General features: G+C 61.3%; 21 protein-coding genes. 12 read left to right on the top strand and 9 right to left on the bottom strand.

Translation table 11 applies throughout. The features are described 5' to 3' along the window. Window positions 1–39: 39 nt before the first annotated feature. A complete protein-coding gene (locus H4I99_RS08010) occupies window positions 40–669 on the top strand; it encodes a LysE family translocator (protein ID WP_244624980.1) in 630 nt (209 codons plus the stop codon). Between the two features lie 129 nt (window positions 670–798). Continuing rightward, entirely contained in the window at window positions 799–1281 is a 483-nt protein-coding gene (gene greA / locus H4I99_RS08005; protein WP_163900975.1) for a transcription elongation factor GreA, read from the top strand. A 178-nt stretch (window positions 1282–1459) separates the two neighbouring features. On the opposite strand, the gene H4I99_RS08000 is transcribed toward greA, so the two are convergent. After that, the gene (locus tag H4I99_RS08000; RefSeq protein ID WP_163900976.1) at window positions 1460–2332 is read right to left on the bottom strand and encodes an aldo/keto reductase family oxidoreductase; all 873 of its coding nucleotides are present in this window, start codon (window positions 2330–2332) and stop codon (window positions 1460–1462) included. A 114-nt stretch (window positions 2333–2446) separates the two neighbouring features. On the opposite strand from H4I99_RS08000, the gene H4I99_RS07995 reads away from it, so the two are divergent. Beyond that, the gene (locus H4I99_RS07995; RefSeq protein WP_244624979.1) at window positions 2447–3358 is read left to right on the top strand and encodes a LysR family transcriptional regulator; all 912 of its coding nucleotides are present in this window, start codon (window positions 2447–2449) and stop codon (window positions 3356–3358) included. A 75-nt stretch (window positions 3359–3433) separates the two neighbouring features. Here the strand turns inward: H4I99_RS07995 and xylA are convergent, their stop codons facing one another. From xylA to H4I99_RS07970, 5 genes are all read right to left on the bottom strand, one after another. Beyond that, complete coding sequence (gene xylA / locus H4I99_RS07990; RefSeq protein WP_163900978.1) at window positions 3434–4744, bottom strand: xylose isomerase; 1311 nt, start codon at window positions 4742–4744, stop codon at window positions 3434–3436. Between the two features lie 185 nt (window positions 4745–4929). After that, the gene (gene xylB, locus H4I99_RS07985) at window positions 4930–6384 is read right to left on the bottom strand and encodes a xylulokinase (RefSeq protein ID WP_163900980.1); all 1455 of its coding nucleotides are present in this window, start codon (window positions 6382–6384) and stop codon (window positions 4930–4932) included. Between the two features lie 25 nt (window positions 6385–6409). Beyond that, window positions 6410–7435 (bottom strand): LacI family DNA-binding transcriptional regulator, encoded by a 1026-nt coding sequence (locus H4I99_RS07980; protein WP_163905833.1) that lies wholly within the window; start codon window positions 7433–7435, stop codon window positions 6410–6412. A gap of 155 nt (window positions 7436–7590) precedes the next feature. Then, a complete protein-coding gene (locus H4I99_RS07975) occupies window positions 7591–9180 on the bottom strand; it encodes a DHA2 family efflux MFS transporter permease subunit (protein ID WP_163900982.1) in 1590 nt (529 codons plus the stop codon). Between the two features lie 22 nt (window positions 9181–9202). Further along, window positions 9203–10396 carry an HlyD family secretion protein gene (locus tag H4I99_RS07970; protein WP_186663259.1) on the bottom strand — a complete coding sequence of 398 codons (1194 nt, stop codon included), beginning with the start codon at window positions 10394–10396 and terminating at the stop codon, window positions 9203–9205. Between the two features lie 139 nt (window positions 10397–10535). Here H4I99_RS07970 and H4I99_RS07965 point away from each other — a divergent pair, with 139 nt between their 5' ends. The 5 genes from H4I99_RS07965 to lysS all read left to right on the top strand — a co-directional run bounded on the left by H4I99_RS07965 (window position 10536) and on the right by lysS (window position 17569). After that, window positions 10536–11231 carry a TetR/AcrR family transcriptional regulator gene (locus H4I99_RS07965; RefSeq protein ID WP_163900986.1) on the top strand — a complete coding sequence of 232 codons (696 nt, stop codon included), beginning with the start codon at window positions 10536–10538 and terminating at the stop codon, window positions 11229–11231. A 110-nt stretch (window positions 11232–11341) separates the two neighbouring features. Next, a complete protein-coding gene (locus H4I99_RS07960) occupies window positions 11342–12097 on the top strand; it encodes a TerC family protein (protein WP_163900988.1) in 756 nt (251 codons plus the stop codon). A gap of 151 nt (window positions 12098–12248) precedes the next feature. Beyond that, window positions 12249–14018, top strand: a complete 1770-nt coding sequence (locus H4I99_RS07955) for an SLC13 family permease (RefSeq protein WP_163900990.1) — start codon at window positions 12249–12251, stop codon at window positions 14016–14018. A gap of 561 nt (window positions 14019–14579) precedes the next feature. Beyond that, entirely contained in the window at window positions 14580–16034 is a 1455-nt protein-coding gene (gltX, locus tag H4I99_RS07950) for a glutamate--tRNA ligase (RefSeq protein ID WP_163900992.1), read from the top strand. Between the two features lie 41 nt (window positions 16035–16075). Beyond that, on the top strand, window positions 16076–17569 hold the full coding sequence (lysS, locus tag H4I99_RS07945) for a lysine--tRNA ligase (protein ID WP_163900994.1): 1494 nt from the start codon (window positions 16076–16078) through the stop codon (window positions 17567–17569). Window positions 17570–17777: 208 nt separating this feature from the next. On the opposite strand, the gene H4I99_RS07940 is transcribed toward lysS, so the two are convergent. Beyond that, window positions 17778–18209 (bottom strand): Imm50 family immunity protein, encoded by a 432-nt coding sequence (locus tag H4I99_RS07940; RefSeq protein WP_163900996.1) that lies wholly within the window; start codon window positions 18207–18209, stop codon window positions 17778–17780. A 291-nt stretch (window positions 18210–18500) separates the two neighbouring features. Next, a complete protein-coding gene (locus H4I99_RS07935; protein WP_163900998.1) occupies window positions 18501–20045 on the bottom strand; it encodes a putative sodium/potassium/calcium exchanger in 1545 nt (514 codons plus the stop codon). Window positions 20046–20289: 244 nt separating this feature from the next. Here H4I99_RS07935 and H4I99_RS07930 point away from each other — a divergent pair, with 244 nt between their 5' ends. From H4I99_RS07930 to H4I99_RS07915, 4 genes are read left to right on the top strand one after another with little or no spacing between them, the layout of a single operon-like run. Next, window positions 20290–21180 carry a metal ABC transporter substrate-binding protein gene (locus tag H4I99_RS07930; protein ID WP_163901000.1) on the top strand — a complete coding sequence of 297 codons (891 nt, stop codon included), beginning with the start codon at window positions 20290–20292 and terminating at the stop codon, window positions 21178–21180. Then, the gene (locus H4I99_RS07925) at window positions 21177–22124 is read left to right on the top strand and encodes a manganese/iron ABC transporter ATP-binding protein (RefSeq protein ID WP_244624978.1); all 948 of its coding nucleotides are present in this window, start codon (window positions 21177–21179) and stop codon (window positions 22122–22124) included. Before H4I99_RS07930 ends, H4I99_RS07925 begins: the two co-directional genes overlap by 4 nt. Then, window positions 22105–22986: a metal ABC transporter permease gene (locus H4I99_RS07920; RefSeq protein ID WP_163901002.1), complete on the top strand. Its 882-nt coding sequence runs from the start codon at window positions 22105–22107 to the stop codon at window positions 22984–22986. The genes H4I99_RS07925 and H4I99_RS07920 overlap by 20 nt, the downstream gene beginning before the upstream one ends. Next, on the top strand, window positions 22983–23840 hold the full coding sequence (locus H4I99_RS07915) for a metal ABC transporter permease (RefSeq protein WP_163901004.1): 858 nt from the start codon (window positions 22983–22985) through the stop codon (window positions 23838–23840). Before H4I99_RS07920 ends, H4I99_RS07915 begins: the two co-directional genes overlap by 4 nt. On the opposite strand, the gene H4I99_RS07910 is transcribed toward H4I99_RS07915, so the two are convergent. After that, complete coding sequence (locus H4I99_RS07910) at window positions 23827–25056, bottom strand: aromatic ring-hydroxylating oxygenase subunit alpha (RefSeq protein WP_163901007.1); 1230 nt, start codon at window positions 25054–25056, stop codon at window positions 23827–23829. The genes H4I99_RS07915 and H4I99_RS07910 overlap by 14 nt on opposite strands. Between the last annotated feature and the right edge of the window lie 14 nt (window positions 25057–25070).

Genomic DNA, 25070 nt, shown 5'->3' with positions numbered 1-25070 from the left:
GCCAGGCACGGTGCCGGCGACTGAATCGGAGCGAGCGTCTTGTATCTTGAGCACCTTCATCACCTCCTGCTCGTCTACATCACATATCTGATCGCAGTCGCCAGTCCCGGCCCGAGCAACATGGCCATCATGGGCGTTGCCATGAATCGGGGTCGGGCGTCAGCCGTCGCCCTGGCGCTTGGTATCCTCACCGGCAGCATGTTCTGGGCGGCGCTGGCTGCCACCGGTATTTCCACCATTTTGACGCGCTATGCCGAAGCACTCTTCGTGATCAAGATCGCGGGCGGCCTCTACCTTCTCTATCTTGCCTACAAATCGGCAAAATCCGCCCTATTGCCCGGGGGGGCGCCGATGAGAACTGACGCCACCGTCACATTGTCAGCGCTTTATCGCAAGGGCCTCCTGCTGCACCTCACCAACCCGAAATCCATTCTCGGATGGATCGCCATCATGTCCCTCGGCCTGCGTCCCGATGCTCCTGCCTACACCCTCGCCGCCATCGTCGGCGGCTGCGCGGTGATCGGATTTTCGGTCTTCATCGGCTATGCCCTGATGTTCTCGACGGCGGTCATGGGACGCGCCTACAGGAAATCCCGCCGATGGGTGGAAAGTACGCTCGCCATGGTCTTCGGCTTTGCCGGTATCCGTTTGCTGCTGTCGAAAACCTGATCGCCGACAGCCACCCGACTGCGGTCGATTTGTCAGCCGGACCACGTTTGCCATATAGTGTGCGCCCACAGATATTGGGCTGAAAGCCTGTACACGAAAAGACACCGCGCGGCGGAACGGAGTTCGAGATTGAGTGTAGCCTTCGTCAAGGAAGAGAGTGCCGAAACGGCCGCAGAAACCCTTTTGCCGGATCGGCCGATCTCGCCTCATCCGAACCTCGTGACGGAAGCGGGTTTGAAGGCTCTGGAACTTCAACTCCGGCAGGCCAGAGAAGCCTTTGAGGCGGCAAACGGCATCGAGGACGTCAACGAGAAGCGCCGGCAGACCGCCGGCCCCTTGCGCGACCTGCGCTATCTGGCGGAGCGTGTTCGTTCCGCACAGCTTGTGCCGCCGCCTGCCTCCACTGATATCGTCGCCTTCGGCGGCACGGTCACCTTCGAGCGCGACGATGGCCGGGTGCAGACCTATCGTATCGTTGGAGAGGACGAAGCCGACCCCAAGGCCGGCTCCATCTCCTATGTCTCCCCAGTGGCCAAGCTCTTGATCGGCAAGGCCGTCGGCGATGTCGTCAGCATGAACGGCCAGGAGCTTGAGATCACCGCGATCGGGTGACGGCCGCAGTCCCGAGGATGCCCTCACTTCCGGACTCCTCGGGAAAGGCCACGGCTGTCCGGTTCAGGTAAACGGCAACGGTCAGGCCAACTGTCGGTGGTCGCGAGATGTCGGTCCTGGCGGTAGTTTGACCTCGACCTGTGCGAGAAAGGACCGTCGCCGCCCTCCTCAGCGGACCTCACCCCGCCGAACCGATCCCGTCCAGTTCCGCCATCACGTCCGCAGGCAGATCGACATCTGCGATGGCGAGATTCTGCCGCAGATGGATGCGGGACGAGGTGCCTGGGATCAACAGGATGTTCGGCGACCGCTTCAGCAGCCAGGCGAGCGCCACCTGCATCGGCGTGAGTTCCAGCCTTCCTGCCACGTCGGACAAGGTCGAGGACTGCAACGGCGAGAAGCCGCCCAGCGGGAAGAACGGCACATAGGCCGTCCCCTCGTCCGACAGCTGCTCGATCAGGGCGTCGTCGCCGCGATTGGCGAGATTGTACTGGTTCTGCACGCAGACGATCGCGGTGATCTTGCGGCCGTCCGCCACCTGCTTGGCCGTGACATTGGAAAGGCCGATATGCTTGACCAGCCCCTGCTGCTGCAACTCGGCAAGTGCGGTCAAGGGTTCTTCAAGATCACCCTCGGCCGGGCCATGCACGTCGAACATCGCCCGCAGGTTCACGACGTCGAGTGCGTCGAGTCCCAGGTTCTTCAAATTGTCGTGCACGGCCCGGGTGAGAGCCTCCTTCGAAAAAGCCGGTTTCCATGAGCCATCGTCACCGCGCACCGCACCGACCTTGGTGACGATGACAAGATCGTCAGCATAAGGGTGCAAAGCCTCGCGAATGATCTGGTTGGTGACATGCGGGCCGTAGAAATCGCTGGTGTCGATGTGGTCGACCCCGCCCTCGACGGCCTCGCGCAGGACGGCAATGGCCTCTGCCCGATCCTTAGGAGGACCGAAGACGCCGGGGCCAGCCAATTGCATGGCCCCGTAACCGAGACGCTTGACGGTGAGGTTGCCCAGTTCGAAGCTGCCGGCTTTTGTCAGAGTGGCCATGTCGATTTCTCCCGTTGTGTGATGGTCACATATGTACGGCACCCACACTTTAAGGATAATAGGAGGCAATCCGGACGGGCCGTCCGAAAAACAGGACAGTGATCAGGAGACACGATGGTCAACGCACCCGAAATGAGCGATGTCAGCGCTTTTCTCGCGGTCGCCCGCGCCGGCGGATTTCGCGAGGCCGCGCGTCTGGGCAGCACCAGCGCCTCGGCATTGAGCGACGCGGTGCGCCGTTTGGAAGCCCAGCTCGGCATACGCCTGCTCAACCGCACCACACGCGCGGTCGTGCCCACCGATGCCGGTCGCGGGCTGATGGAGCGCATCGCCCCTGCCTTCGGTGAAATCGGAGCGGCATTGGAACATGTCAGGAGTTTCGATGGCCGGGCCGCCGGTACGCTAAGGCTGAATGTGCCTGCCAGTGCCGCCAGATTGGTGCTGCCAGCGATCGTTCCCGGCTTCCTGGCAGCCTATCCCGACATCCGGCTGGAAATCGATACCGAGGAAAGCCTGATTGATGTGATAGCAGCCGGTTACGATGCCGGCATTCGTTATGACGAACGCCTGGCGCGGGATATGATCGCCGTCCCGATCGGCCCACGCCTGCAGCGCTACGCCCTCAGTGCCTCTCCTGCCTATCTGGAAGCCCACGGTCATCCACAGCATCCCCACGACCTGCTCGCGCACAACTGCATCCGCAGCCGCTTCGCCGGACGCCCCGTCATGCCTTGGGAATTCGAGAAGGATGACGAGACGCTTGTCGTCGAGCCCAATGGGCAACTGGTCGTGCAGGCAGGAGACGCAAGCGAACTCGGCATCCGCGCCGCCATATCTGGCGCGGGCATCTTTCCTCTGTTCGAAGACTGGTTGAAACCGCATTTCGACAGCGGCGAATTGTTGCCGGTGCTCGAGCCGTGGTGGCTAAGCTTCTCCGGCCCCTTCCTTTACTATCCGGAACGCCGCCTGATGCCGACACCGCTGCGCGCATTCGTGGACTATATCAAGACTCATCGCCCCGGCTGATGCAGCAAGCCCTATCGACGGAAGGGGCCGGGACACTTTCGCACCCCGACCCTGGCATTAAATCAGAAACGCCGATCAGACGTAGCGGTTGACCACGTTTTCCAGGTATTCCTGACGGCCGGAGCGCGGTTCAGGATTGATGTCCGCCTTTTCGACATTCGCAGCAATCTCATCGAGCGAATATTCACCGCGCAACATCTTCTGTGCCTCGGGGCTTTCCCAGCCGGCATAACGCTCCTCGAGCGGCTTCGACAGCGCACGATCCTCGATCATCTTCGCCGCCGCCTTCAGGCCGCGGGCGCAGCAATCCATGCCGCCGATGTGGCCATAGAGCAGGTCGGCCGGATCGAGCGACTGGCGACGGAGCTTGGAGTCGAAATTGGTGCCGCCGGTCGTGAAACCGCCGCCCGCGAGGACGTGGTAATAGGCCAGCGCCATTTCCGGCACATTATTGGGGAACTGGTCTGTATCCCAGCCCGACTGGTAGTCGTTGCGGTTCATGTCGATCGAACCGAAAATGCCAAAGGCGTTCGCCATGGCAAGTTCATGCTCGAAGGAATGGCCGGCGAGGATGGCATGGCCCTGCTCGATGTTGACCTTCACTTCCTTTTCGAGCCCGTTCTTCTGCAGGAAGGCATAGACGGTTGCGACGTCGTAGTCGTACTGGTGCTTGGTCGGTTCCTGCGGCTTCGGCTCGATCAGGATCGTACCCTTGAAGCCGATCTTGTGCTTGTACTCGACTACGAGGTTGAGGAAGCGGCCAAGCTGGTCCAGTTCGCGCTTCAGGTCGGTATTGAGCAGCGTTTCATAGCCCTCGCGGCCGCCCCACAGAACGTAGTTGTCACCGTCGAGGCGCATGGTGGCGTCGAGGCAGGTCTTCACGGTTGCCGCCGAGAAGGCGAAAACATCCGGGTCTGGATTGGTCGCCGCACCGCTCATGAAGCGACGATTGGAGAACAGGTTCGCCGTGCCCCAGAGCAGCCTCACGCCGGTTTCGGCCTGCTTCCTGGCGAAGTAGTCGACGATTTCGTTGAGGTTCTTGGTGTTCTCGGCAAAATTCCGGCCTTCCGGACGCACGTCGGCATCGTGGAAGCAGTAGAACGGCGCGCCAAGCAGCTGGAAGAATTCGAAGGCGACGTCAGCCTTGAGCTTCGCCGCTTCCATGGTGTCGGAGAACCACGGACGCTGAAAAGTCTGTCCGCCGAACGGATCGCCGCCCGGCCATGTGAAGGTGTGCCAATAGGCGATGGCGAAGCGCAAATGGTCCTCCATCCGCTTGCCGAGAACCACCTCGTCAGGATTGTAATAGCGATAGGCCAGCGGATTGGTGCTGTCCGGTCCCTCGTATTTCACTTTCTGGATATCGCCGAAAAAGCCTGTGCTCATGAGTATTTCCTCCTGTTGAATGTAAAAGCCAAGTCCCCCTCCTTCTGCCGGCATCTCCCCCACAAGGGGGGAGAAAACGGGCGGAACCGTCATCGTCATCCGCAACGGCGGCGTAGAAGGCAACAGAGTCCCTCCCCCTTCTGGGGAAGTGTTGGGGAGGGGTTTCTTCCCTCCCGATGAGACAATTATTGAGCCAATGGCCTGATCGCCGGATAAAGCGCCCGGTAGCGCCCGTAGGCCTCCTCGTAAGCTCCGCCCAGCGCTGAAACCGGCTCGATGGTCTCGGCTGTCTCCGGCGCGGTGCAGACGGAAAGCGGGTTCGCTCCGGTCGCAGCGATGAGGCCCAGACGGGCGGCGCCGAAAGCAGCCCCGAAATCGCCGTCCGCCGGAATATCGACAGGAACACCAAGCGCAGTCGCAATCGAGGCCAGCCAGTAGCGCGAGCGAGAACCGCCGCCGATCGCCGTCACCCGGCCGATCCGGGTGCCTGCCGACTTCAGAGCCTCCAGATTGTCGCGGATGGCGAAGGAGACACCTTCGAGCACCGCCTGAGTCAGCACAGCCCGACCGCTCTCATGGCCCAGGCCGATGAAGGCGCCGCGAATTCTCGCATCGTTATGCGGCGTGCGCTCGCCGGAGAGGTAGGGAAGGAACGTAACGCCCGACGGCGCCTTCAGCGTGTCGCCGAGTTCGGCAGTCAGCTCGCCCGCGCCCTTGCCCGTCACCCCGGCGTGCCAGTTCAGCGCATCGGTGGCCGAGAGAATGACGCCCATTTGGTGCCAGGTTCCCGGCAGCGCGTGGCAGAAGGCATGCACCGCGCTTTCCGGCTTCGGCAGGTAGGAACCATTGGCGGCAAAGAGTACTCCCGACGTGCCGAGCGAGACGAAGGCCTGCCCCTCGGAAACCGTACCCATGCCGCAGGCGGAGGCGGCGTTGTCCCCTGCCCCGCCGGCCACCACCACGCCCGACCCCATGCCCCAATCGGATGCAAGCCCGGCGCGCAAGGTTCCGCCAGCCTCGGTTCCTTCCACCAGAGACGGCATCTGGCTTTCGCTGAGGCCCGTCGCCTCTAGCAACTCCGAAGACCATTTGCGAGCCCCCGTATCGAGCCACGAGGTTCCGGCAGAATCCGACATTTCCGAAATGTATTCGCCCGTCAGCCAGAGCCGCAGATAGTCCTTGGGCAGCAACACCTTCGCCACCTTGGAAAAGATTTCCGGTTCATGCTTCGCCACCCAGACGAGTTTTGGCGCGGTAAAACCGGGGAATACGATGTTGCCGGTGATCTTGCGAAAGCGCGGATCGGCGTCGAGCGCGGCGGCCTCCTCGAAGGAACGGGTGTCGTTCCACAGAATGCAGGGACGGAGCACCTTGTCGGAAGCGTCGATCAGCGTCGCGCCATGCATCTGGCCGGAAAGGCCGAGGCCCTTCACCGCCGCCAATTCCTTCGGATGCTGGGCCTTGAGGCCGGCAATGGCCTCCTCCGTCGCCCGTATCCAGTCGGCAGGCTCCTGCTCCGACCAGCCGGAATGCGGCCGCGAAACGTCGAGCGCCCCGTTGGCGGAGCCGATGACCTTCTGATCCGCGTCGATCAACAACGCCTTGACGCCAGACGTGCCTAGATCCAGTCCCAGATACATTGCGATCCTCCCTTATCTCCTGCCGTTACGGCAGGTTGTCCTTCAAGAAAATGTCGATGCGGATTCGCTCCTGCGCCGCCAGCACATGGGAACCGTCGGCCTCCGCCTTCAGCACTCGGATGGCGCTGCGCACTTCATGGCCGGCGTCCTGATTGAGAACGGCATCGACCAGTCCCTCGGCCAGCCCTAGCCGCGTCGTCTCCGTCAATTCATGGGCGATAACGGACGGCCGGCGGCCGAACATCGTCTGCCGCAACGCCTTGATGAGACCGCGATTGCCAGCGCCAAGGCTATAGATGCCGCGCACATCTCCATGCTCTTGAAACAGCTCCAACAGCAGACGTTCGACGGTCGCCGGATCGTCGCGTCCTTCGATGACATCGAGAAGCCTGAGATGCGGATAGCTCTCGGTCATCACCTGTCGGAACCCTTCCAGACGCTCCCGGTGGTCGCGCACCAGCATCGAACCGGCGAGAACCGCAATCGGTCCATCCTTCTCACCGGCAAAACGCCCGAGCAAGCTCGCCGCCGTTCGCCCCGCGGCAATGTTGTCGATGCCGGCATAGTGAACCCGCCGGGATGCCGGCAGATCGGAAACCAGTGTCACCACCGGGGTACCCGCGTCCGTCAGCCGATCAACGGCGGCAACGACCTCGGGCGCATCCACGGCGACGAGGGCAACACCTGCCGGCCTCTCCAAGACCACCCCGTCGAGTGCCTCTACGAGGGCAGCAGTGTCGAAGGCAGGCACATCCAGGATGCGGATATCGGTACGTTCGAGCGCCGAGCGCTGCATGGCGCTACGCACCTCTGTCTCGATCAGGCGCATGAAGGAATTGTCGTTGGACGGCAAGATGAAGACAAGCGGATAGATCCGCCCCTTCGCCAGATTGGCGGCAGCCATGTCGCGCACGAAACCGAGCGAGGCAATCGCCGCATCGACCTTCTCGCGGGTGCGCGCACTGACCCCCGGCCGACGGTTCAACACCCGATCGACGGTGGCGAGGCTAACGCCCGCAGTAGTCGCGATGTCGTAAACTGTCGGCTTCATCATGTCCTCCGGACGCGTCTTCTAGCCGATCATCTGAGGTACGTAAATCAAAATATGATGTACGTACCTCAGATTCCATCCAGAAACACGAGGACCGCCGCCCGAAGGCGACGGTCCCGGCGGCGGTGGATTTGCTGGAAACGTGGAGAATGTTGTTAGTGACCGCCACCCGCGGGGCCTGCGCTACTCGGCTTCTTGATGAGCAGCGTCAGGAAGATCAGGGCCGAAAACAGAAGCGTCAGTCCCATGAACACATCCATGAAGGACAGGAGCCACGACTGCTGCGTCACCAGACCGGAAAGCTTCTTGATCGCCGTCACCGAACCGTCGAGGCCGTAGCTGTCGTAGTTCGCGCCGACGCTGGACAGCCAGTCGAGCGCTTCCGGATTGCTCCAAGTAATGTGCTCGGAAAGCCGGGCGTAGTGCTCGTCGGACCGCTGCGTCAGCATTGTGTTGATGATCGCCAGACCGACGGCGCCGCCGAGGTTACGGGTCAGGTTGAACAGGCCCGAAGCGTTCTTCATGCGGTCCGGCGGCAGCGTTCCGAGCGCGATATTGTTGATCGGGACCATGCACAGCATGAGCGAGCAACCGCGCAGGATCTGCGGTATCAGCAGTTCATAAAAATCCCAGTCAGCCGTGACGCCGGTCATCAGATAGGTGCCCGTAGCGAAACCCGCGAAACCGATCATCATCATCACACGCGGGTCGAGCTTCGTCGAAAGCGCACCAGCGACGGGAGCGGTGAAGAACATCGCGGCGCCTGAAACAAACATCGTCTCGCCGATCATCAACGAATCGTAGCCACGAATGCGCCCGAGATAGAGCGGATAGAGATAGGTGAGCCCGTAAAGACCGACGCCCATGATGAACGAAAAGAGCGAGCCGAAGGCGAAGTTGCGATTGCTGAACGCCCTGAGATCGACGACCGGAAAATCCACCTTGAAGACGCGGTAGAAGAAGATCAATCCGCCGATCACCATGGCAACAGTTCCCATGACGATATGCTCGTCGCCGAACCAGTCCTTGTTGTTGCCCTCTTCGAGAACATATTCCATGGAGCCGAGGAACACGGCCATGGTCAGCAGCCCCCACCAGTCGAATTTCTTCAGCAGACTGTGGTCGGGCTTGTCGAAATCGATAAGGCTCCAGGTAAGAGCGGTCACGATGATGCCGGGCACCACGTTGATGAGGAACAACCAGTGCCACGACATGGCATGGCTGATATAGCCGCCGATGGTCGGTCCGATGGTCGGCGCAAGCGTCGCGACGAGGCCGATGATCGGCGACACGATGGCCCGCTTCGACGGCGGAAAGATCGTGAAGGCAGCAGCAAAGACCGACGGGATCATACCGCCGCCGATGAAACCCTGGATCGCACGATAGACGATCATCTGCTCGATATTGGTGGCGGTCGCGGCCAGCGCGCTCGCCATGGTGAAGCCGGCCGCGGAAAAGGCAAACAGAACACGCGTGGAGAGAATGCGCGCAAGTGCACCCGACAGAGGAATCATGATGACTTCCGCGATCAGATAGGAAGTCTGCACCCAGGCGACCTCGTCCGAGCCGGCGCCAAGGCCGGCCTGGATCTCGGCAAGCGAGGCCGAAACGATCTGAATGTCGAGGATCGACATGAACATGCCGAACACCATCGCGAAGAACGCGACGATACGCTTCGGGTCCATGCGCTCAGCGGCGGGCGCGGCAATTCCGCCGCCCGCCGTCACCGTGCCTGCAGTCGCCATGACCGGGCTTCCTTCTCTGCCGTCAGTTTGACGCTACAGCCGCCCCGGCCGGGGCCGTGCGCGTATCGACGTCGACGATCACGCTCAGGCCGGCACGCAGGTGCCCTTCCTTCAACGCCTCTTCCGGAAGCGCGATGCGGACGGGGACGCGCTGGACGACCTTGGTGAAGTTGCCCGTGGCATTTTCCGCCGGAAGCATCGAGAAGACCGAACCGGACGCCGGCGCGATGGAACTGACGGTACCTTCGAGCGGCTTATCGCCATAGGCATCGACGTGAATGCTCACCTTCGACCCCGGAACCAGATGGGCGATCTGGGTCTCCTTGAAATTCGCCTCGATATAAAGGTCCTGAACCGGCACCAGAGCCGCCAGACGCTTGCCGGTCGAAACGAGATCGCCGACCTGAACGGCCAGATTGCCGACGACACCATCATAAGGCGCCTTGAGCACCGTGAAATCGAGGTCGCGTTGGGCCTTTTCCAGCGTCAACTCGGCCGAGCGGATGCCAGCTTCTGCTTCGGCACGTTGCGCCTTGAGCACAGCGATCTGAGCATCCGCCGATGCAATGTTCGCATCGGAGGCCGTGACATTGGCCTGCGCCTGTTCCAGCGATGTCTTGGCGCTATCGAGATCGGCAGCGGAAACGACGCTCTGAGCCTGCAGTCCGCTGACCCGCTTGAAAGAGAGTTGCGCCAGATCGAGGCTTGCCACCGATGATTGCTTCTGCGCCTTCGCCTGCTCAAGGGCGGCCTCTCCACCCTTGATCTGGGCGTCGATACGGTCAAGCGTCAGATGCTGGCTTTTCAGCGCTGCCTCCGCCTGATTAACAGCAATGCGATAGTCACCATCATCGAGCACGACGAGCGGATCGCCGGCCTTGACGATCTGGTTGTCCTTGACGGGAACGGAAGCGATATAGCCGGAAACCTTCGGCGCGATGATCGCGATGTCGCCCTCGATATAGGCGTCTTCGGTCGAAACCATAAAGCGGCCATCGGTCCACCAGTGGTAGCCGTACCACCCGGCACCGCCCAGAAGCGCGAGCAGAACCACCGGCAAGACCGGACTGCGACGCTTCTTTTCCTTCACCGGCGCCGCCACAGTCGGGGCTTCGGCCGCAGCCGCCGTCACCTCCCTCGGCGCTTCGGCAACCGTAGCCTGCTCTTCAACGCTTTCGACGGCGCGAACCGCGCCAGCCCTCTGAGACCCTGTCATGGATATTGCTCGCTCGCATAAACTTAATCGAACTGAACCGTTCGGTTCGATTGACATAGAGGCTTTTTTAGCACATATCAAGTGGCAACAGAGCCCGATGCGCCGCCTCTGGTTCAATTTCGTTAATTTTCGGACACCCATGGCTCGCCAACCCAAAAAGGTCTCAGATCTAGCCGTAACGGACACAGCTTCCGTCGCCCCCTCTTCCAGCCGCTTTGCTGCGGGAGAAGACCCGGTAAAGCGCGGCCAGATCCTGGACGGCGCCAAGCGGGTCTTCATGAAGCTGGGCTTCGATGCCGCCAGCATGAACGACGTCACCCGCGAGGCCGGCGTTTCCAAGGGCACCATCTACGTCTACTTCGACAGCAAGGAAGACCTGTTCGCTGCACTGATCGAGCGCGAGAAGGGCCGCTTTACCGAAACGCTGCGCGACATGCTCGCCGACAGCAGGGACGCGGAGGACGGCCTTCGCCGCTTCGGCCTCGCCTTTGCCCGCCAGATCCTGACCGGCGACATGATCCCGGCCATGCGTACCGTTCTCGGCGTGGTGGACCGGATGCCCGGCGTATGCCATCGCTTCCTGTCGGGAGCCCCTGCGAACGCCCGCACGGTTCTCGAGGAGTTCCTGCGCCGGAAGATGGCGGAGGGTGCAATCCAGTCCGTCGACACGGAACTTGCAGCACGGCAGTACATCGACCTGTCGACGGGAACCTATTTCAAGCTAAAGCTGTTCAACGAGCTGCAAACTGTCCCCGATCAGGCGGAAATCGAACGCGTCGTGGACAGCGCGATTTACGTTTTCATGTCGGCTTACGGCCCCGACCGGAAGTCCTGACGCCACATCACAGCAAGTTTTTTCCGCACAAGCCCTTGGCGCCCTTGTTCTCTGTGGGGCAGTGCTCCATTTGTTGACCTCGGCCCGAAACTGCTAACCGGAAAGAGCTCATGCAGGAAATCACTGCTCTGCTTCAGGATCCCGCCGCCTGGATCGCCCTGATCACCCTCGTCATCATGGAGGTGGTCCTTGGTATCGACAACCTCGTTTTCATTTCAATTCTGACCAACAAGCTTCCACCGGAGCAACGTGAAAAGGCCCGCCGTATCGGTATCGGCCTGGCGCTCGTCATGCGTCTCGCCCTGCTTGGAACGGTCGCCTGGATTGTCAAGCTGACCGCGCCCGTCTTCGAGGCGTTCGGACACGGCTTTTCGTGGAAGGACATCATCCTGATCGGTGGCGGCCTGTTCCTTGTCTGGAAGGCAACCAAGGAAATCCATCACAATGTCGATCCCCAGGAAGAGGGGGAGGACTTCATTGCATCGTCCCGGAACGGCACTTTCGCCGCCGCCATCGGCCAGATCCTGCTTCTCGACCTCGTCTTCTCGGTCGACAGCATCATCACCGCCGTCGGCATGACCCCGCATCTGCCGATCATGGTGGCTGCCGTCATCATCGCCGTCACCGTCATGCTGGTCGCCGCCACGCCGCTTGCCAACTTCATCGAGAAGAACCCGACCATCGTCATGCTGGCGCTCGGCTTCCTGCTGATGATCGGCACAACCCTGATTGCCGACGGTATGGGCTTTCATGTACCCAAGGGCTACATCTACGCCGCCATGGCCTTCTCCGGATTGGTCGAAGGGCTCAACATGCTCGCCCGACGCAAGCGACAGGCGGCGAAAGCGGCAAAGAAGCTGCATTGAGCCTTGCAAGTCCCTCGTTGAATGGCCCGCCTCGTCGCGGGCCATTTTCTTTTCCGACCCGCCCGGGATCGGACTTGGGAACAAACGGGCCGGGCGCGACATTTCCTCCCCGACGCCCACCTGCTGCTCGCTGCAACCTCTCCGGAGCCCGATGACAACCGAACAGATCCTCGCATTCGCCGTCATCGCCATCATGATGGCGACTTTTCTCTGGGGTCACTTCCGATATGACATTGTTGCCTGCGCGACCTTGCTGATCGCCGTCGCCCTGGGGCTGGTGCCGGCAGCGGATGCATTTTCCGGTTTTTCCGACGATATCGTCGTCATCGTCGGCAGCGCTCTGGTTGTAAGCGCCGGGGTGGCCCGTTCCGGCATCGTCGACGCCGCCATCAAGCGTTTCTTCCCAACACTGACCTCGGTCCGCGCGCAGATGCTGCTCCTGCTCGTGACCGTGACGGTACTTTCCGCCTTCATCAAGAACATCGGCGCGCTGGCGATCATGATGCCGGTCGCCTTCCAGTTCGCCCGCCGTTCCGGCATACAGGCTTCGATCTTCCTGATGCCGATGGCGTTCGGCGCATTGCTCGGCGGCCTGATGACCCAGATCGGCACCTCGCCGAACATCGTCGTCTCGCGGCTGCGCGCCGAAATCTCTGGCGCTCCCTTTACCATGTTCGACTTCACCCCGGTCGGCGCCACTCTGGCCCTGGCCGGCATCGTCTTCCTGATCTTCTTCTATTGGCTTGTGCCCAGACGGGAGAACCAGACACCCTCGCTGCAGGAGGCACTCGAAAGTTCAACTTTCTCGACAGAGGCCACGCTCGGCAAACAGTCGCCTTTCGTCGGCAAAACCCTGAACGAACTTCTTTCCCTCGGCGCGGGAGAGGTGATCGTCGCCGCGATCCTGCGCGGACACACCCGCATCTCTCCCTTTCCCGACGTGAGGCTCAAGGAAAACGACGCGCTGCTGCTGGAAGGCCCGTCCGAGGCGCTCGACGGCATCGTATCGCGGGCAAACCTTTCCCTCTCTGGCGGACCGATCGACAGCGGCGACAAAGGCGGCGAAATCACTTCGATAGAGGCAGTCATCAGTCGTGACTCCGCGCTCATCGGCCTTTCTGCTCGCGACCTCTCACTGTTCAATACCTATGGCGTCAACCTGCTGGCGGTCAGCCGGCAGGGCAAGCGCATCCGCGAGCGGCTGGGCCAGCTCACGTTGCGCTCCGGCGACGTCGTCCTTCTCCAGGGCCAGAGACAGGCGCTTCCGGGACTTTTGCTCGAACTCGGCTGCCTGCCGCTTGCCGAGCGCGAGATCCTGCTCGGCACCCCGCGCAACGCAATTCTGCCACTTGCGATCCTTGCGGTTGCCATGGCCGCGACGGCACTCGGTATCGCTCCTGTCGCAGTCGCCTTCTTCGCCGCAGCAGTTGCCATGGTGATCCTGAAGGTCATTCCTCTGAGCGAGATTTACCGTGCCATCGATGGACCGATCCTCGTCATGCTCGGCGCCCTGATCCCGGTTTCGGAGACGCTGAAGACGACGGGAGCGAGCGACGTGATCGCTGGCTGGCTCGAGCGCACGGCGGAAGGTATGCCCGCCTATGGCGCGCTGACCCTCATTCTGGTGACGGCGATGGCCGTGACGCCTTTTCTCAACAATGCAGCCACCGTTCTGGTCATGGCACCGATCGCCGCCAGCTTCGCGACCGGCCTCGGCTATAGGCCGGACGCCTTTTTGATGGCGGTCGCCATCGGCGCCGGCTGCGATTTCCTCACGCCCATCGGCCATCAATGCAACACACTCGTCATGGGTCCCGGCGGTTACCGGTTCGGCGACTATGCTCGTCTCGGCCTGCCGCTCTCCATTCTCATCGTCGTGGTCAGCATCCCCGTTCTGCTTCTCGTTTGGCCTGTGACTTAGAGCAACTCCAGCCAAGGCGTGCACCGGTTTTGCGTCGCGGATTGCGAGAAGACCAAGAGATGGAGCATTGAAAGAGCCGCCGTTTTCGCCGGCAATACTCTTGGCAAAACAGATCAAAAAAGAGGCCCGCACCATGGGTGCAGGCCTCGCAGGTAGGGGATCGGGGAGAACACGGGTCGGACGATTAAGGGGCTCGTCTGCCAATTCGTTGGCCACAGAGAGAAACCGGAAAAATCTCCATGTTCCCCATCACCGTCGCGTCCGGTTGGCACAACCCGCGTTCGCGATATGAAACGAGACAAAACACCCCTGGTTCCGAAAGAACCGAAAAAAATGTGAAGCGGCATCGCCCTGCCCTGCCGGCAGGGCTGCCATGATCCGCCGCGCACGCAGTTTCCCTTGACGCCTGCGGCTGAATATGGCCTAAGCCTGCCTGCGGAAAATACGGCAATTGGTGCGCTCGGCGACGCCTTTTAACGGATTCCGCCCGAAATTTTCCCTTATTCGCTGATCCTGCGCATTGCGCTCGATTATCCCGCACGTCACCACGAGCAAGATACCATGAGCACTTCCGGCGTTCGCGTCCGTATCGCACCTTCCCCGACCGGCGAGCCGCATGTAGGCACCGTCTACATCGCTCTCTTCAACTACCTCTTCGCAAAGAAGATGGGCGGCGAGTTCATCCTGCGCATCGAGGACACCGATGCCACCCGCTCGACGCCGGAATTCGAGCAGAAGGTGCTGGACGCGCTCAAATGGACGGGACTGAAATGGAGCGAAGGCCCCGATGTCGGCGGCCCCTATGGCCCCTACCGCCAGTCCGAGCGCAAGGATATCTACCGCCCCTTCGTCGAGCAGATGGTTCGCGACGGCCACGCCTTCCGCTGCTTCTGCACGCCGGAACGCCTGGAAATGATGCGGGAAGCCCAGCGCGCCAAGGGCCTGCCGCCGAAGTATGACGGTCACTGCCTGAACCTCAAGGCCGAGGAAGTCACCGAGCGCATGGAAGCCGGTGAGCCCTCCGTCGTGCGCATGAAGATCCCGACCGAAGGCTCCTGCGACTTCAACGATGGCGTCTATGGCGACGTCTCTATCCCGTGGGAAGCCGTCGACATGCAGGTTCTGCTCAAGGCCGACGGCATGCCGACCTATCACATGGCGAACGTCGTTGACGACCACCTGATGAAGATCACCCACGTCGCCCGCGGCGAGGAATGGCTGGCTTCGGTGCCGAAGCACATCCTGATCTACAAGTATCTCGGTCTCGAGCCGCCGAAGTTCATGCACCTGTCGCTGATGCGCAATGCCGACAAGTCCAAGCTGTCGAAGCGCAAGAACCCGACCTCGATCTCCTATTACTCGGCCCTCGGCTATCTGCCGGAAGCCCTGATGAACTTCCTCGGCCTGTTCTTCATCCAGATCGCCGAAGGCGAGGAGATGCTTGATATGGACGAGCTTGCCGAAAAGTTCGACCCGGACAACCTTTCCAAGGCCGGCGCGATCTTCGACGTGCAGAAGCTTGACTGGCTGAACGGCCGCTGGATGCGCGAGAAGCTGACGCCCGAGGAGTTCCTCGGGCGCGTCTTCGAATGGGCATCGGAAAACGATCGCCTGACGGAAGGCCTGAAGCTTGCCCAGAGCCGCATCTCCAAGCTCGGCGAATTGCCGCAGCTCGCCGGCTTCCTGCTGGCGAATGATGTCGGCCTGACGCCCGCATCCTTCGCCGGTCTCAAGACTTCCCCGGCCGAAACGCTTGAGATCGTCAACACGGTGGCTTTCGATCTCGAAAAGATCCTCGAATGGAACGTCGAGACGATCGAGCAGGAATTGCGCGACATTTCCGACCGTCTCGGCAAGAAGTTGCGCGTCGTCACCCCGCCGCTCTTCGTCGCCGTGTCCGGCAGCTCGCGTTCTCTTCCGCTGTTCGACTCCATGGCGCTTCTCGGCCGCTCGGTCGTGCGCCAGCGCCTCAAGGTGGCATCGCAGGTGCTGACCTCGATGGTCGGCGCGCAGTAAGAAAGTCTCGATCGGCAAACAGCCGTTACAGGAACGAATGAATGTCTGAAACGAAGAACGAAACCGCCCTTTCCTCCGACGCCACAGAAGTGCGCGCCCAGAAGCTGGCCAAGCTGCGCGAAACCATCGGTGACGTCTATCCGGCGCATTTCCACCGCACCATGACGAACGCGGAGCTTTCGGCGAAATACGAAGGCCTGGAGCCCGATACCGAGACGCAGGACGTCGTGACCGTTGCCGGCCGCGTCTATTCCTCGCGCAATTCCGGCATGTTCATGGACATCCATGACGCCTCGGGCAAGATCCAGATCTTCAGCCACAAGGACGTCACCCCGGAAGAAGCCCGCAACATGCTGGCGCTGATCGACCTTGGCGACATCATCGGCGTCACCGGCACCGTGCGCCGCACCAAGCGCGGCGAACTGTCGATCAACGCTCGCGAAATCACCATGCTGACGAAGACGCTGCTGCCGATGCCCGAAAAGTGGCACGGCGTCTCCGACATCGAAATCCGCTACCGCAAGCGTCACCTCGATCTTCTGACCAACGAGGAATCGAAGCTTCGCTTCCTGCAGCGGTCTAAGATCATCTCCGGCGTTCGCCGTTTCATGGAAACGGACGGCTTCATGGAAGTCGAGACCCCAATGCTGCAGACCATCTATGGCGGCGCGACGGCCGAACCCTTCAAAACCCACCACAACACGCTGAAGATGGACATGTACCTGCGCATCGCGCCGGAACTGTTCCTCAAGCGCACGCTGGTCTCCGGCCTTGCCGACAAGATTTTCGAGATCAACCGCAACTTCCGCAACGAAGGCGTCTCGACCCGGCACAATCCCGAATTCACCATGATGGAGTGCTACTGGGCCTATGCCGACTACGAGGACGTGATGGACCTCGTCGAGCGGCTGTTCGCCAGCCTCGCGACGGCCATCCACGGCACCACGGAAGTGCCCTACGGCGACAAGGTCCTGTCCTTCAAGGGTCCGTTCCGCCGCATCTCCATGCCGGGTTCCGTCAAGGAAAAGACCGGCATCGACTTCCTCGCCATCAAGACGGATGAGGAAGCCCGCGCCGCTGCCCGCCACGCCGGCTTCGAAGTCGAGAAGGATGCGACCTGGGGCGAATGCCTTGCCTTCATCTTCGAGGAAACCGTCGAAGGCGACCTCATCCAGCCGGCTCACGTCATCGACTTCCCGAAGGACATATCGCCCTTCGCCAAGGAGGTCCCGGGCGAACCGCGCCTCGTCGAGCGCTTCGAGACTTATGTCAACGGCTGGGAACTCGGCAACGCCTTCTCCGAGCTCAACGATCCGGAAGAACAGCGCGCCCGCATGGTCGAGCAGCTTACCCAGGCCCACGCTCGCGGCGAGAAGGAAAAGGCGCTCGATGACGAGTTCCTCGACGCCATGGACCAGGGCATGCCACCCGCCGGCGGTCTCGGCATCGGTATCGACCGCCTGATCATGGTGCTGACCAACGCCCCGTCGATCCGCGACGTCATCCTCTTCCCTGCCCGCCGCAACAAGGACTGAGGCGGGACCGGAATCCGGAGGGCAGCTCATAGCCTCGCTCCGGACCTAAATATGGAATGCTTTCTGTCGCAAGACTCTGACTTATGCGAGTGAGTTTTGCGACAGGAGTTTCCAGGAGGATTTACTGTTGGCGTTTTGTCGCAAGATTTGGGACTTGCGCGACGAACCTACTGCTTCGCGCCAAAAGAAGACGATAGTCTGAGATTGGTCATCCCTTTTCAGGTCGCCTTGGCGTGAAGGAAATCGCTACCCGTTTCGCTCTGATGAAACCGTCCAATCCGCAGCTGGGAAGCAATTCAATCTCGATGTCACCTTCCTCTTCTGGCAAGGCGTAATAACTGGCACGACCTCTATCCGTCGCACGTTGAAGGACGAGACCTCCGATGACGTTTTGGCGGCTGAAACCATCCAATTGTAGATCCATGATGTCGGTGAACGTGAACGTTACAACCGCGTGCTTGTCGAGCACGATGTAGCCATCAGGATCAATGTCATCGGTCATGACCCAACCATGAATCCTCAGCTCGCTGGTCCCGCTTCTGTTAAGAGATAAGCTGATGATTTCGGCATCGTGAAAGGTTGGCACCTCTCCGAACCATGTCAAAAGTTCACCGCCACCAGTCAAATCCGAATAATTCATGGATTATGGCCTCAACGTCGCAAATCAACGTCCTGCGACAGGTGAGTACGCGGAACGTTTCACGAAGATATTTTCAACCAGAAAACCGCCCGAAGCCCCATGATACAGAGAGAAACAGCACGAGTAACCACTTGGATTCGACATTTCAGTTAGCGCCTGGCGCTCATGGTCGCCTTTTTTGCCTGTGTCCGGAGCGCAAAGACTTATGCAGTCCAGCCTACTACTGCATATAGCGACGAACATGGCCGCGGCATCGCGGAATGCCGCCCGGGCGGCATTCCGCGATATCACTCAGTGACTGGCTTCCGCCTGCTGCTTGGCATCCTTGCTCTCGCTTGCCTTGGGCGGCAGCACGAGGCTGTCCTCGGCCGGGATACCGGCAGCCGGCGGTTCGTCATGCGCCTTTGCTGCATCGGTGGAGGGCTCATGCTCCGCCGGAGCCGTCGCAGCCTTGACCGGGGCGGCACGCATCTTCGCGAGCCACGCAGCGCCCGCCGCATCGGCTTCGGTGCTCATCTCGCCACCCCCATGATCCGTCACGGGGGCTTCGGCCTTTTTCGCTTCCTCGGGCTTCGCTGCCGGCGCATGGGCCTGCTCACCGGCCTGCTCGCCATGCGAACCGTCTTCTTCCGCCGGAGCTGCCGGAACGCTCGCCTGCTCGGCAGGTACGATCTTCTGGCCAGCGCCTCCGAATGGCAGCGGCTTTGCTTCCTTCTCCCCGAAGATCATGCCAGTGACCGAGCCGAGCCAGCCCTTAGTCGCCTCGGCAGCGACCGGAGCGGTGGCAACTTCATGTTCCGGAGCAGACGCCTCGGCTCCATGGGCGCTGGCCTGCTTGCCCGCCGTCGTGTCGTGCGGCATTTCCGCAGCTACCGGCTTCGCTTCGCCGTGCCCGGCACCTTCTTCGGTTGCAGCCTGTTCGGTGACAGGCTCACCATGGCCCGCTTCGCCTTCGGCGGCAGGTGCGGCTGCATGGTCTTCAGAACCGGGAGCGGCCGCTTCTTCCTTATCGCCTCCGAGGATCATGCCTTTGATCGAGGCGAACCAGCCCTTGCTCGTGGCCTCAGTTCCTTCCGGTGCAGCCTCGCCATGTCCTTCGGCAGAAGCCTCCGCACCATGACCTTCGGCTGGGGGCGCTTCTCCATGGCCGGACGCTTCGCCATGGCCCGACGACGCGCCTTCCTCCTTGGCTCCCCCATGACCTTCGGCAGGTTTTGCCTCGGCATGCCCCTCGGAAGCGGCACCGTGCCCTTCCGGTGCAGCGACTTCCGGCTTGATGCAGTCCGCCTGGTCGTCGAGCCGGGAAAGCAACTCGCCGATATCGTCTTCCGTCAGATTGATCTTCTCGCCGTAGAACTGGCCAATTTCATTCGCCTGCTTGTCGATGTAACGGGCGGTAAACATCTGTCCACCCACATCCCCGGGAACATGGGAAGGGTCAGCTATGAAGAGCACATCAGCACCCACCGCACGGCCGCGCATATCCGGCAGCGCCTTCGGCCCCTTGGTATCGAGCACCACTACCTGGATCAGGTCCGGCTTCATTTGGTCGTGAATGGCACTCGCCACCCGCAATGCCGTCTTGACGCGCGCAAGGCCGTCCTCGGTTTCGACTGTGGTGATGTACTTGCGGATCCAGAAACGATCCTTCTTCTTTATCGTGACGGTCTTTACCTCAGTACAGGCAAGGCCGTTAAGCTGGGCATAGGAAGGACCAAGGATCTTGTCCGCACCGATATAGACGGCAGCGGCGCCGGTCGTGCCGCACAGCACCAACACGCCGCCAAATGCGAGGACAAGTTTGCGTGAGATATGGATCTTGCCGATACCCTTCACGCCGAAAACCCCAACATCGCGATGCCCCGCTGTTTCACGCAATACTGGGGCGATACTTGCCACAACGTTGTTGAAGAAGGTTTAATCTCGGCGAAACAATCCTCTTCAATTGACGCTCCGCTCCCTACCAATCGAGGCACGCCCTTCGCGATTAGTTGCAAATAATTCGCAATAGCGTTGACAACCTGAAAATCCACGCTACCTTTTATTGCGAATTATTCGCAAAAACCGTTCGGAGTCCTGAATGTCGCTACGCATCCTCCCAGCCCTGGCGGCTCTGGCAATGTTCGTCTTGCCTCAAGGAGCAGGTGCGGTCGAACGCCTGAAGGTCATCACCACCTTTACGGTCATCGCCGACATGGCGAAGAATGTTGCGGGCGATGCGGCGGATGTCGAAAGCATCACCAAGCCGGGCGCGGAGATCCACAATTACCAGCCAACGCCGCGCGATATCCTGAAGGCCCGCGACGCGAACCTCGTGCTGTGGAACGGCCTCAATCTCGAACGCTGGTTCGAGAAATTCCTCGCCAATCTCGGTGACGTTCCCTCCGCTGTCGTCAGCGACGGCATCCAGCCGATGAGCATTTCCGGTGGTGCCTATGACGGCAAGCCGAACCCGCACGCATGGATGTCTCCGGAAAACGCGGTTCTTTATGTCGAGAACATCCGCAAGGCGCTGAGCGATGCCGACCCGGATAATGCCGCCGCCTATGCCGCCAATGCCGCCGCCTATTCCGAAAAGATCAAGGCGGAGATCGGTCCGTTGAAAGCCGAGATCGACACACTGCCGGACGACAAGCGCTGGCTTGTCACCAGCGAAGGCGCGTTCTCCTATCTCGCCCGCGATCTCGGCCTGAAGGAACTCTATCTATGGCCGATCAATGCCGACAGCCAGGGCTCCCCGCAGCAGGTGCGCGCCGTCGTCGATGCTGTCAGGGAACACAATATCCATGTCGTCTTCAGCGAGAGCACGGTGTCCGACAAGCCCGCCCGTCAGGTCGCCGCCGAAACCGGCGCGACATATGGCGGCGTGCTCTATGTCGACTCCCTCAGCGAAGCCGACGGCCCCGTTCCCGCCTATATCGATCTTCTTCGCGTGACCGTCGCCACCGTCGCAAAAGGCCTGACACAATGATTATGGGAAGCTCGGGGATCGCCGGAAACGCAGGCAGGGCCGCCGCCCGGGAAGGTATCCGCGCCGACGACATCACCGTCACATATCGCAACGGCCACACGGCACTTCGCCATGCGAGCTTTGCCGTTCCCAAGGGCACGATCACGGCACTCGTCGGCGTCAATGGCGCCGGCAAGTCCACCATCTTCAAGGCCATCATGGGCTTCGTACCATTGGCGGCCGGCAAGATTTCGGTGCTCGGAATGCCGGTGCGCGAGGCCCTGCGCCAGAACCTGGTCGCCTATGTTCCGCAGGCCGAGGAGGTCGACTGGAACTTCCCCGTTCTGGTCGAGGACGTGGTCATGATGGGCCGCTACGGCCACATGAATTTCCTGCGCATTCCCGGCCGCCGCGATCACCAGATGGTGGACAAGGCGCTCGCCCGTGTCGGCATGAGCGATTTTCGCAAGCGCCAGATCGGCGAACTCTCGGGCGGCCAGCGCAAGCGCGTCTTCCTCGCCCGCGCGCTCGCCCAGGAAGGGCAAGTGATCCTGCTCGACGAACCCTTCACCGGCGTCGATGTCACCACCGAGGAACAGATCATCGCGCTGATGCGGGATCTGAGGGCCGAAGGCCGCGTCATGCTGGTTTCCACCCACAATCTCGGCAGCGTGCCGGAATTCTGCGACCGTGCCATCTTCGTCAAAGGAACCGTCATCGCATCCGGCCGGACGGAGGAAACTTTCAACGAAGAGAACCTCAAGATCGCCTTCGGCGGCGCGCTCCGCCACTTCGTTCTGGGCGGCGCCGAATTGCACGACGATGCCGACAGCCGGCAGGTCAAGGTCATCACCGACGACGAACGTCCCTTCGTCATCTACAGCACACCGGAAACAGAAAACACGACGGAAAGCCGAACGGAAATACCGGAAGCGGAGGGCATCGATGATCGACGTCCTTCTTGAGCCCTTCGGCTATGACTACATGCGCAACGCCATTTTCGTCAGCGCGCTTGTCGGCGGCGTCTGCGGTTTTCTTTCCTCCTACCTGATGCTGAAGGGCTGGTCGCTGATCGGCGACGCCCTCTCTCATGCCATCGTGCCGGGCGTCGCCGGTGCCTACATGCTCGGTCTGCCCTTCGCCTTCGGCGCTTTCATCTCCGGCGGTCTCGCGGCAGCCGCCATGCTTTTCCTCAACCAGCGAACCCGCCTCAAGGAAGACGCCATTATCGGCCTGATCTTCACCTCCTTCTTCGGGCTTGGCCTTTTCATGGTCTCGCTCTCCCCCGTTTCGGTGAACATCCAGACCATCGTGCTCGGCAACATCCTCGCGATCACGCCGGCCGATACGCTGCAGCTCGTCATCATCGGCGGCGTCAGCCTCATCGTGCTGACGGCCAAGTGGAAGGACTTCATGGTCGCCTTCTTCGACGAGAACCACGCCCGCTCGATCGGCCTCAGGCCGGATCTGCTGAAGGTGATCTTCTTCACTCTGCTCGCCGGTTCGACCGTCGCCGCCCTCCAGACAGTCGGTGCTTTCCTCGTAATCGCCATGGTGGTGACGCCGGGTGCAACCGCCTACCTGCTCACCGACCGCTTCCAGCGCCTCATCCTCATGGCCTTCGTAATTGGCGCGGCCACGAGCTTTATCGGCGCATACATCAGCTATTTCCTCGACGGAGCGACCGGCGGCGTCATCGTCGTGCTGCAAACCGCAATCTTCCTGACCGCCTTCGTCTTCGCGCCGAAGCACGGTCTCCTCGCCGCCCGCCGCCGCGCCCGCGCAGCGCTTGCCAGCCCCACAGCATCAGCGGAGGCGGCCCGGTGAACGACACGCTCGAACTTCTCATCCTGCCCTTCCAGCTTCCCTTCATGCAGTCGGCCTTCGTCATCACCCTGATGATCGCCGTGCCGATGGCGCTGCTCTCCTGCCTGCTGGTGCTGAAGGGGTGGTCGCTGATGGGGGATGCGGTCTCCCATGCCGTCCTGCCGGGCATCGTGATCGCCTACATCGCCGGCATCCCGCTCGCCATCGGTGCCTTCATCGCCGGCCTCACCTGCGCGCTATTGACCGGCTATCTCAAGGAAAACAGCCGCATCAAGGAAGATACCGTCCTCGGCATCGTCTTCTCCGGCATGTTCGGCCTCGGACTGGTGCTTTACGTGAAGATAGAGAGCGACGTGCATCTCGACCATATCCTGTTCGGCGACATGCTCGGCATCCTGCCGTCCGACCTTCTGGAAACCGGCCTGATCGCGCTTGCCGCAACGGTCTTTCTGGTGATCCTGCGCAAGGATCTTCTGGTGCAGGCCTTCGATCCGCAGCACGCCCGCGCCATCGGCCTGCCGGTCCGGCTGCTGCATTACGGCCTGCTGGCGGTGTTGTCGCTCACGGTTGTTGGCGCACTGAAGGCCGTCGGCATCATCCTTTCCGTCGCCATGCTGGTGGCTCCGGGCGCGATCGCCTTCCTGATCACCCGACGGTTTCAGGCGATGCTGGTGACGGCCGTGGCGGTGGCCGTGACCGCATCGGTCGCCGGGATCTATCTGAGCTTCCTGATCGACAGCGCCCCCGCCCCGACCATCGTTCTCCTGATGTCGGCCATGTTCGTCGCCGCCTTCCTGCGCACCATCTGGAAGACGCGCAACAGCCAGCGATCAGCCGTCGTCACGGACGGCTGATCTCCTCGAGGTACCAGTTGATGTAGCGCAGCTCGTTCTGCTCCATGGGTGCAATCGGTCCGGGCTCGTAGAAATGCGAGCGTACGCCCCGCGCCGTGTGTTCGATGATCGCCTTGTCCTCGTCGGTCGTCACCCGCCAGAGCCAGGTGAGCTTCTCGAAATCGTAGTCGATGCCCGCCTCGGCCTTGCCGTCGACCAGCCAGATCAGTTCCATCTCGCAGGTATCGACCGTCTTCGGGATGAAGCGATAGATCATGCCGTGGTCGGCATAGCAGACGAGGAAACTCGTGCCGCCGAGATGGATCGAGGTGACGCCGCCATCGAAATCGGAGAAGCGCCCCATCAGGGTGCTGAGCGGCTGGCCATCCTTGCTGCCGGTCTTCACGCCATCATAGAGGGCATAGCGGAAGGCATGGATCGTTTCCTTGCCGCCGGCAGAAGACTGCCAGTGATTGCCCGATCCGATCTCGATGCCAAGCGCGCAGGTCCGCGCTTCCATGACCGCATTCAATTCCTCGATCATATGCAGCGGCTGTTCCAGCGCATGCGTTTCGGAATACTCCGGATGGGCCGGCCCGCAGTGATAGCACTCGACGTAGTTTTCGACCGCAAGCTTCCAGTTCGCGTCGATCGTATAGCTCTGCCGATGCGCGACCTTCGCGCTCGCCCAGCCATATTGACCGCACGTCGCGTGCAGCAGCGCTTCGACCTCGCTGAAATCGAGCGGTTCCTTCGCAAAGGAAATGAAGACCAGCCCTTCGACCACTCGCACATGCACCTTCTTCAGCCCGTGCGCCTGCCGGTCGAAGTCCTTCGGCATCAGTCGTGCCGCCCTGAGCGCACCGTCATTGCCATAGGTCCAGGCGTGATAGGGACAGACGAAGGCCTTGGCATTGCCCTTCTCCTTGGTGCAGACCTCCGCCCCGCGATGACGGCAGAGATTGAGCAGCGCATGTACGCTGCCATCCGCTCCGCGCGTCAGGATCACCGCTTCCGAGGCAAGCTTGAATACCTCGAAATCGCCGGGATTGGGAATGACGCTTTCATGCGCCAGACAGTGCCAGTGGCGGAAAAACACCCGTTCCATATCCCTCTCGAAGATCGCGGGATCGAAATAGAACGGGCGCTCCAGCGCATAGCCCGGCCGGTATGCGGAAACGAGCCTGTCGATGGGGTCTACCAGCACAGGGTCATTCTTCAGATCGGACGCCAGCATTGCATTTGCCTCCT

Origin of the sequence: Paenirhizobium daejeonense, assembly GCF_014280875.1 — a bacterium.
Taxonomy (GTDB): domain Bacteria; phylum Pseudomonadota; class Alphaproteobacteria; order Rhizobiales; family Rhizobiaceae; genus Allorhizobium; species Allorhizobium daejeonense.
The sequence above is the reverse complement of the archived record's forward strand: the minus strand, read 5'-3'. Positions and strand labels throughout refer to the sequence as shown.

Excerpts from the sequence above, each read along its gene's own strand:
- H4I99_RS08000 (WP_163900976.1), bottom strand. The coding sequence starts at position 2,332 with ATGGCCACTCTGACAAAAGCCGGCAGCTTCGAACTGGGCAACCTCACC.
- H4I99_RS07995 (WP_244624979.1), top strand. The coding sequence starts at position 2,447 with ATGGTCAACGCACCCGAAATGAGCGATGTCAGCGCTTTTCTCGCGGTC.
- xylA (WP_163900978.1), bottom strand. The coding sequence starts at position 4,744 with ATGAGCACAGGCTTTTTCGGCGATATCCAGAAAGTGAAATACGAGGGA.
- xylB (WP_163900980.1), bottom strand. The coding sequence starts at position 6,384 with ATGTATCTGGGACTGGATCTAGGCACGTCTGGCGTCAAGGCGTTGTTG.
- H4I99_RS07980 (WP_163905833.1), bottom strand. The coding sequence starts at position 7,435 with ATGAAGCCGACAGTTTACGACATCGCGACTACTGCGGGCGTTAGCCTC.
- H4I99_RS07975 (WP_163900982.1), bottom strand. The coding sequence starts at position 9,180 with ATGGCGACTGCAGGCACGGTGACGGCGGGCGGCGGAATTGCCGCGCCC.
- H4I99_RS07970 (WP_186663259.1), bottom strand. The coding sequence starts at position 10,396 with ATGACAGGGTCTCAGAGGGCTGGCGCGGTTCGCGCCGTCGAAAGCGTT.
- H4I99_RS07965 (WP_163900986.1), top strand. The coding sequence starts at position 10,536 with ATGGCTCGCCAACCCAAAAAGGTCTCAGATCTAGCCGTAACGGACACA.
- H4I99_RS07960 (WP_163900988.1), top strand. The coding sequence starts at position 11,342 with ATGCAGGAAATCACTGCTCTGCTTCAGGATCCCGCCGCCTGGATCGCC.
- H4I99_RS07955 (WP_163900990.1), top strand. The coding sequence starts at position 12,249 with ATGACAACCGAACAGATCCTCGCATTCGCCGTCATCGCCATCATGATG.
- gltX (WP_163900992.1), top strand. The coding sequence starts at position 14,580 with ATGAGCACTTCCGGCGTTCGCGTCCGTATCGCACCTTCCCCGACCGGC.
- lysS (WP_163900994.1), top strand. The coding sequence starts at position 16,076 with ATGTCTGAAACGAAGAACGAAACCGCCCTTTCCTCCGACGCCACAGAA.
- H4I99_RS07940 (WP_163900996.1), bottom strand. The coding sequence starts at position 18,209 with ATGAATTATTCGGATTTGACTGGTGGCGGTGAACTTTTGACATGGTTC.
- H4I99_RS07930 (WP_163901000.1), top strand. The coding sequence starts at position 20,290 with ATGTCGCTACGCATCCTCCCAGCCCTGGCGGCTCTGGCAATGTTCGTC.
- H4I99_RS07925 (WP_244624978.1), top strand. The coding sequence starts at position 21,177 with ATGATTATGGGAAGCTCGGGGATCGCCGGAAACGCAGGCAGGGCCGCC.
- H4I99_RS07920 (WP_163901002.1), top strand. The coding sequence starts at position 22,105 with ATGATCGACGTCCTTCTTGAGCCCTTCGGCTATGACTACATGCGCAAC.
- H4I99_RS07910 (WP_163901007.1), bottom strand. The coding sequence starts at position 25,056 with ATGCTGGCGTCCGATCTGAAGAATGACCCTGTGCTGGTAGACCCCATC.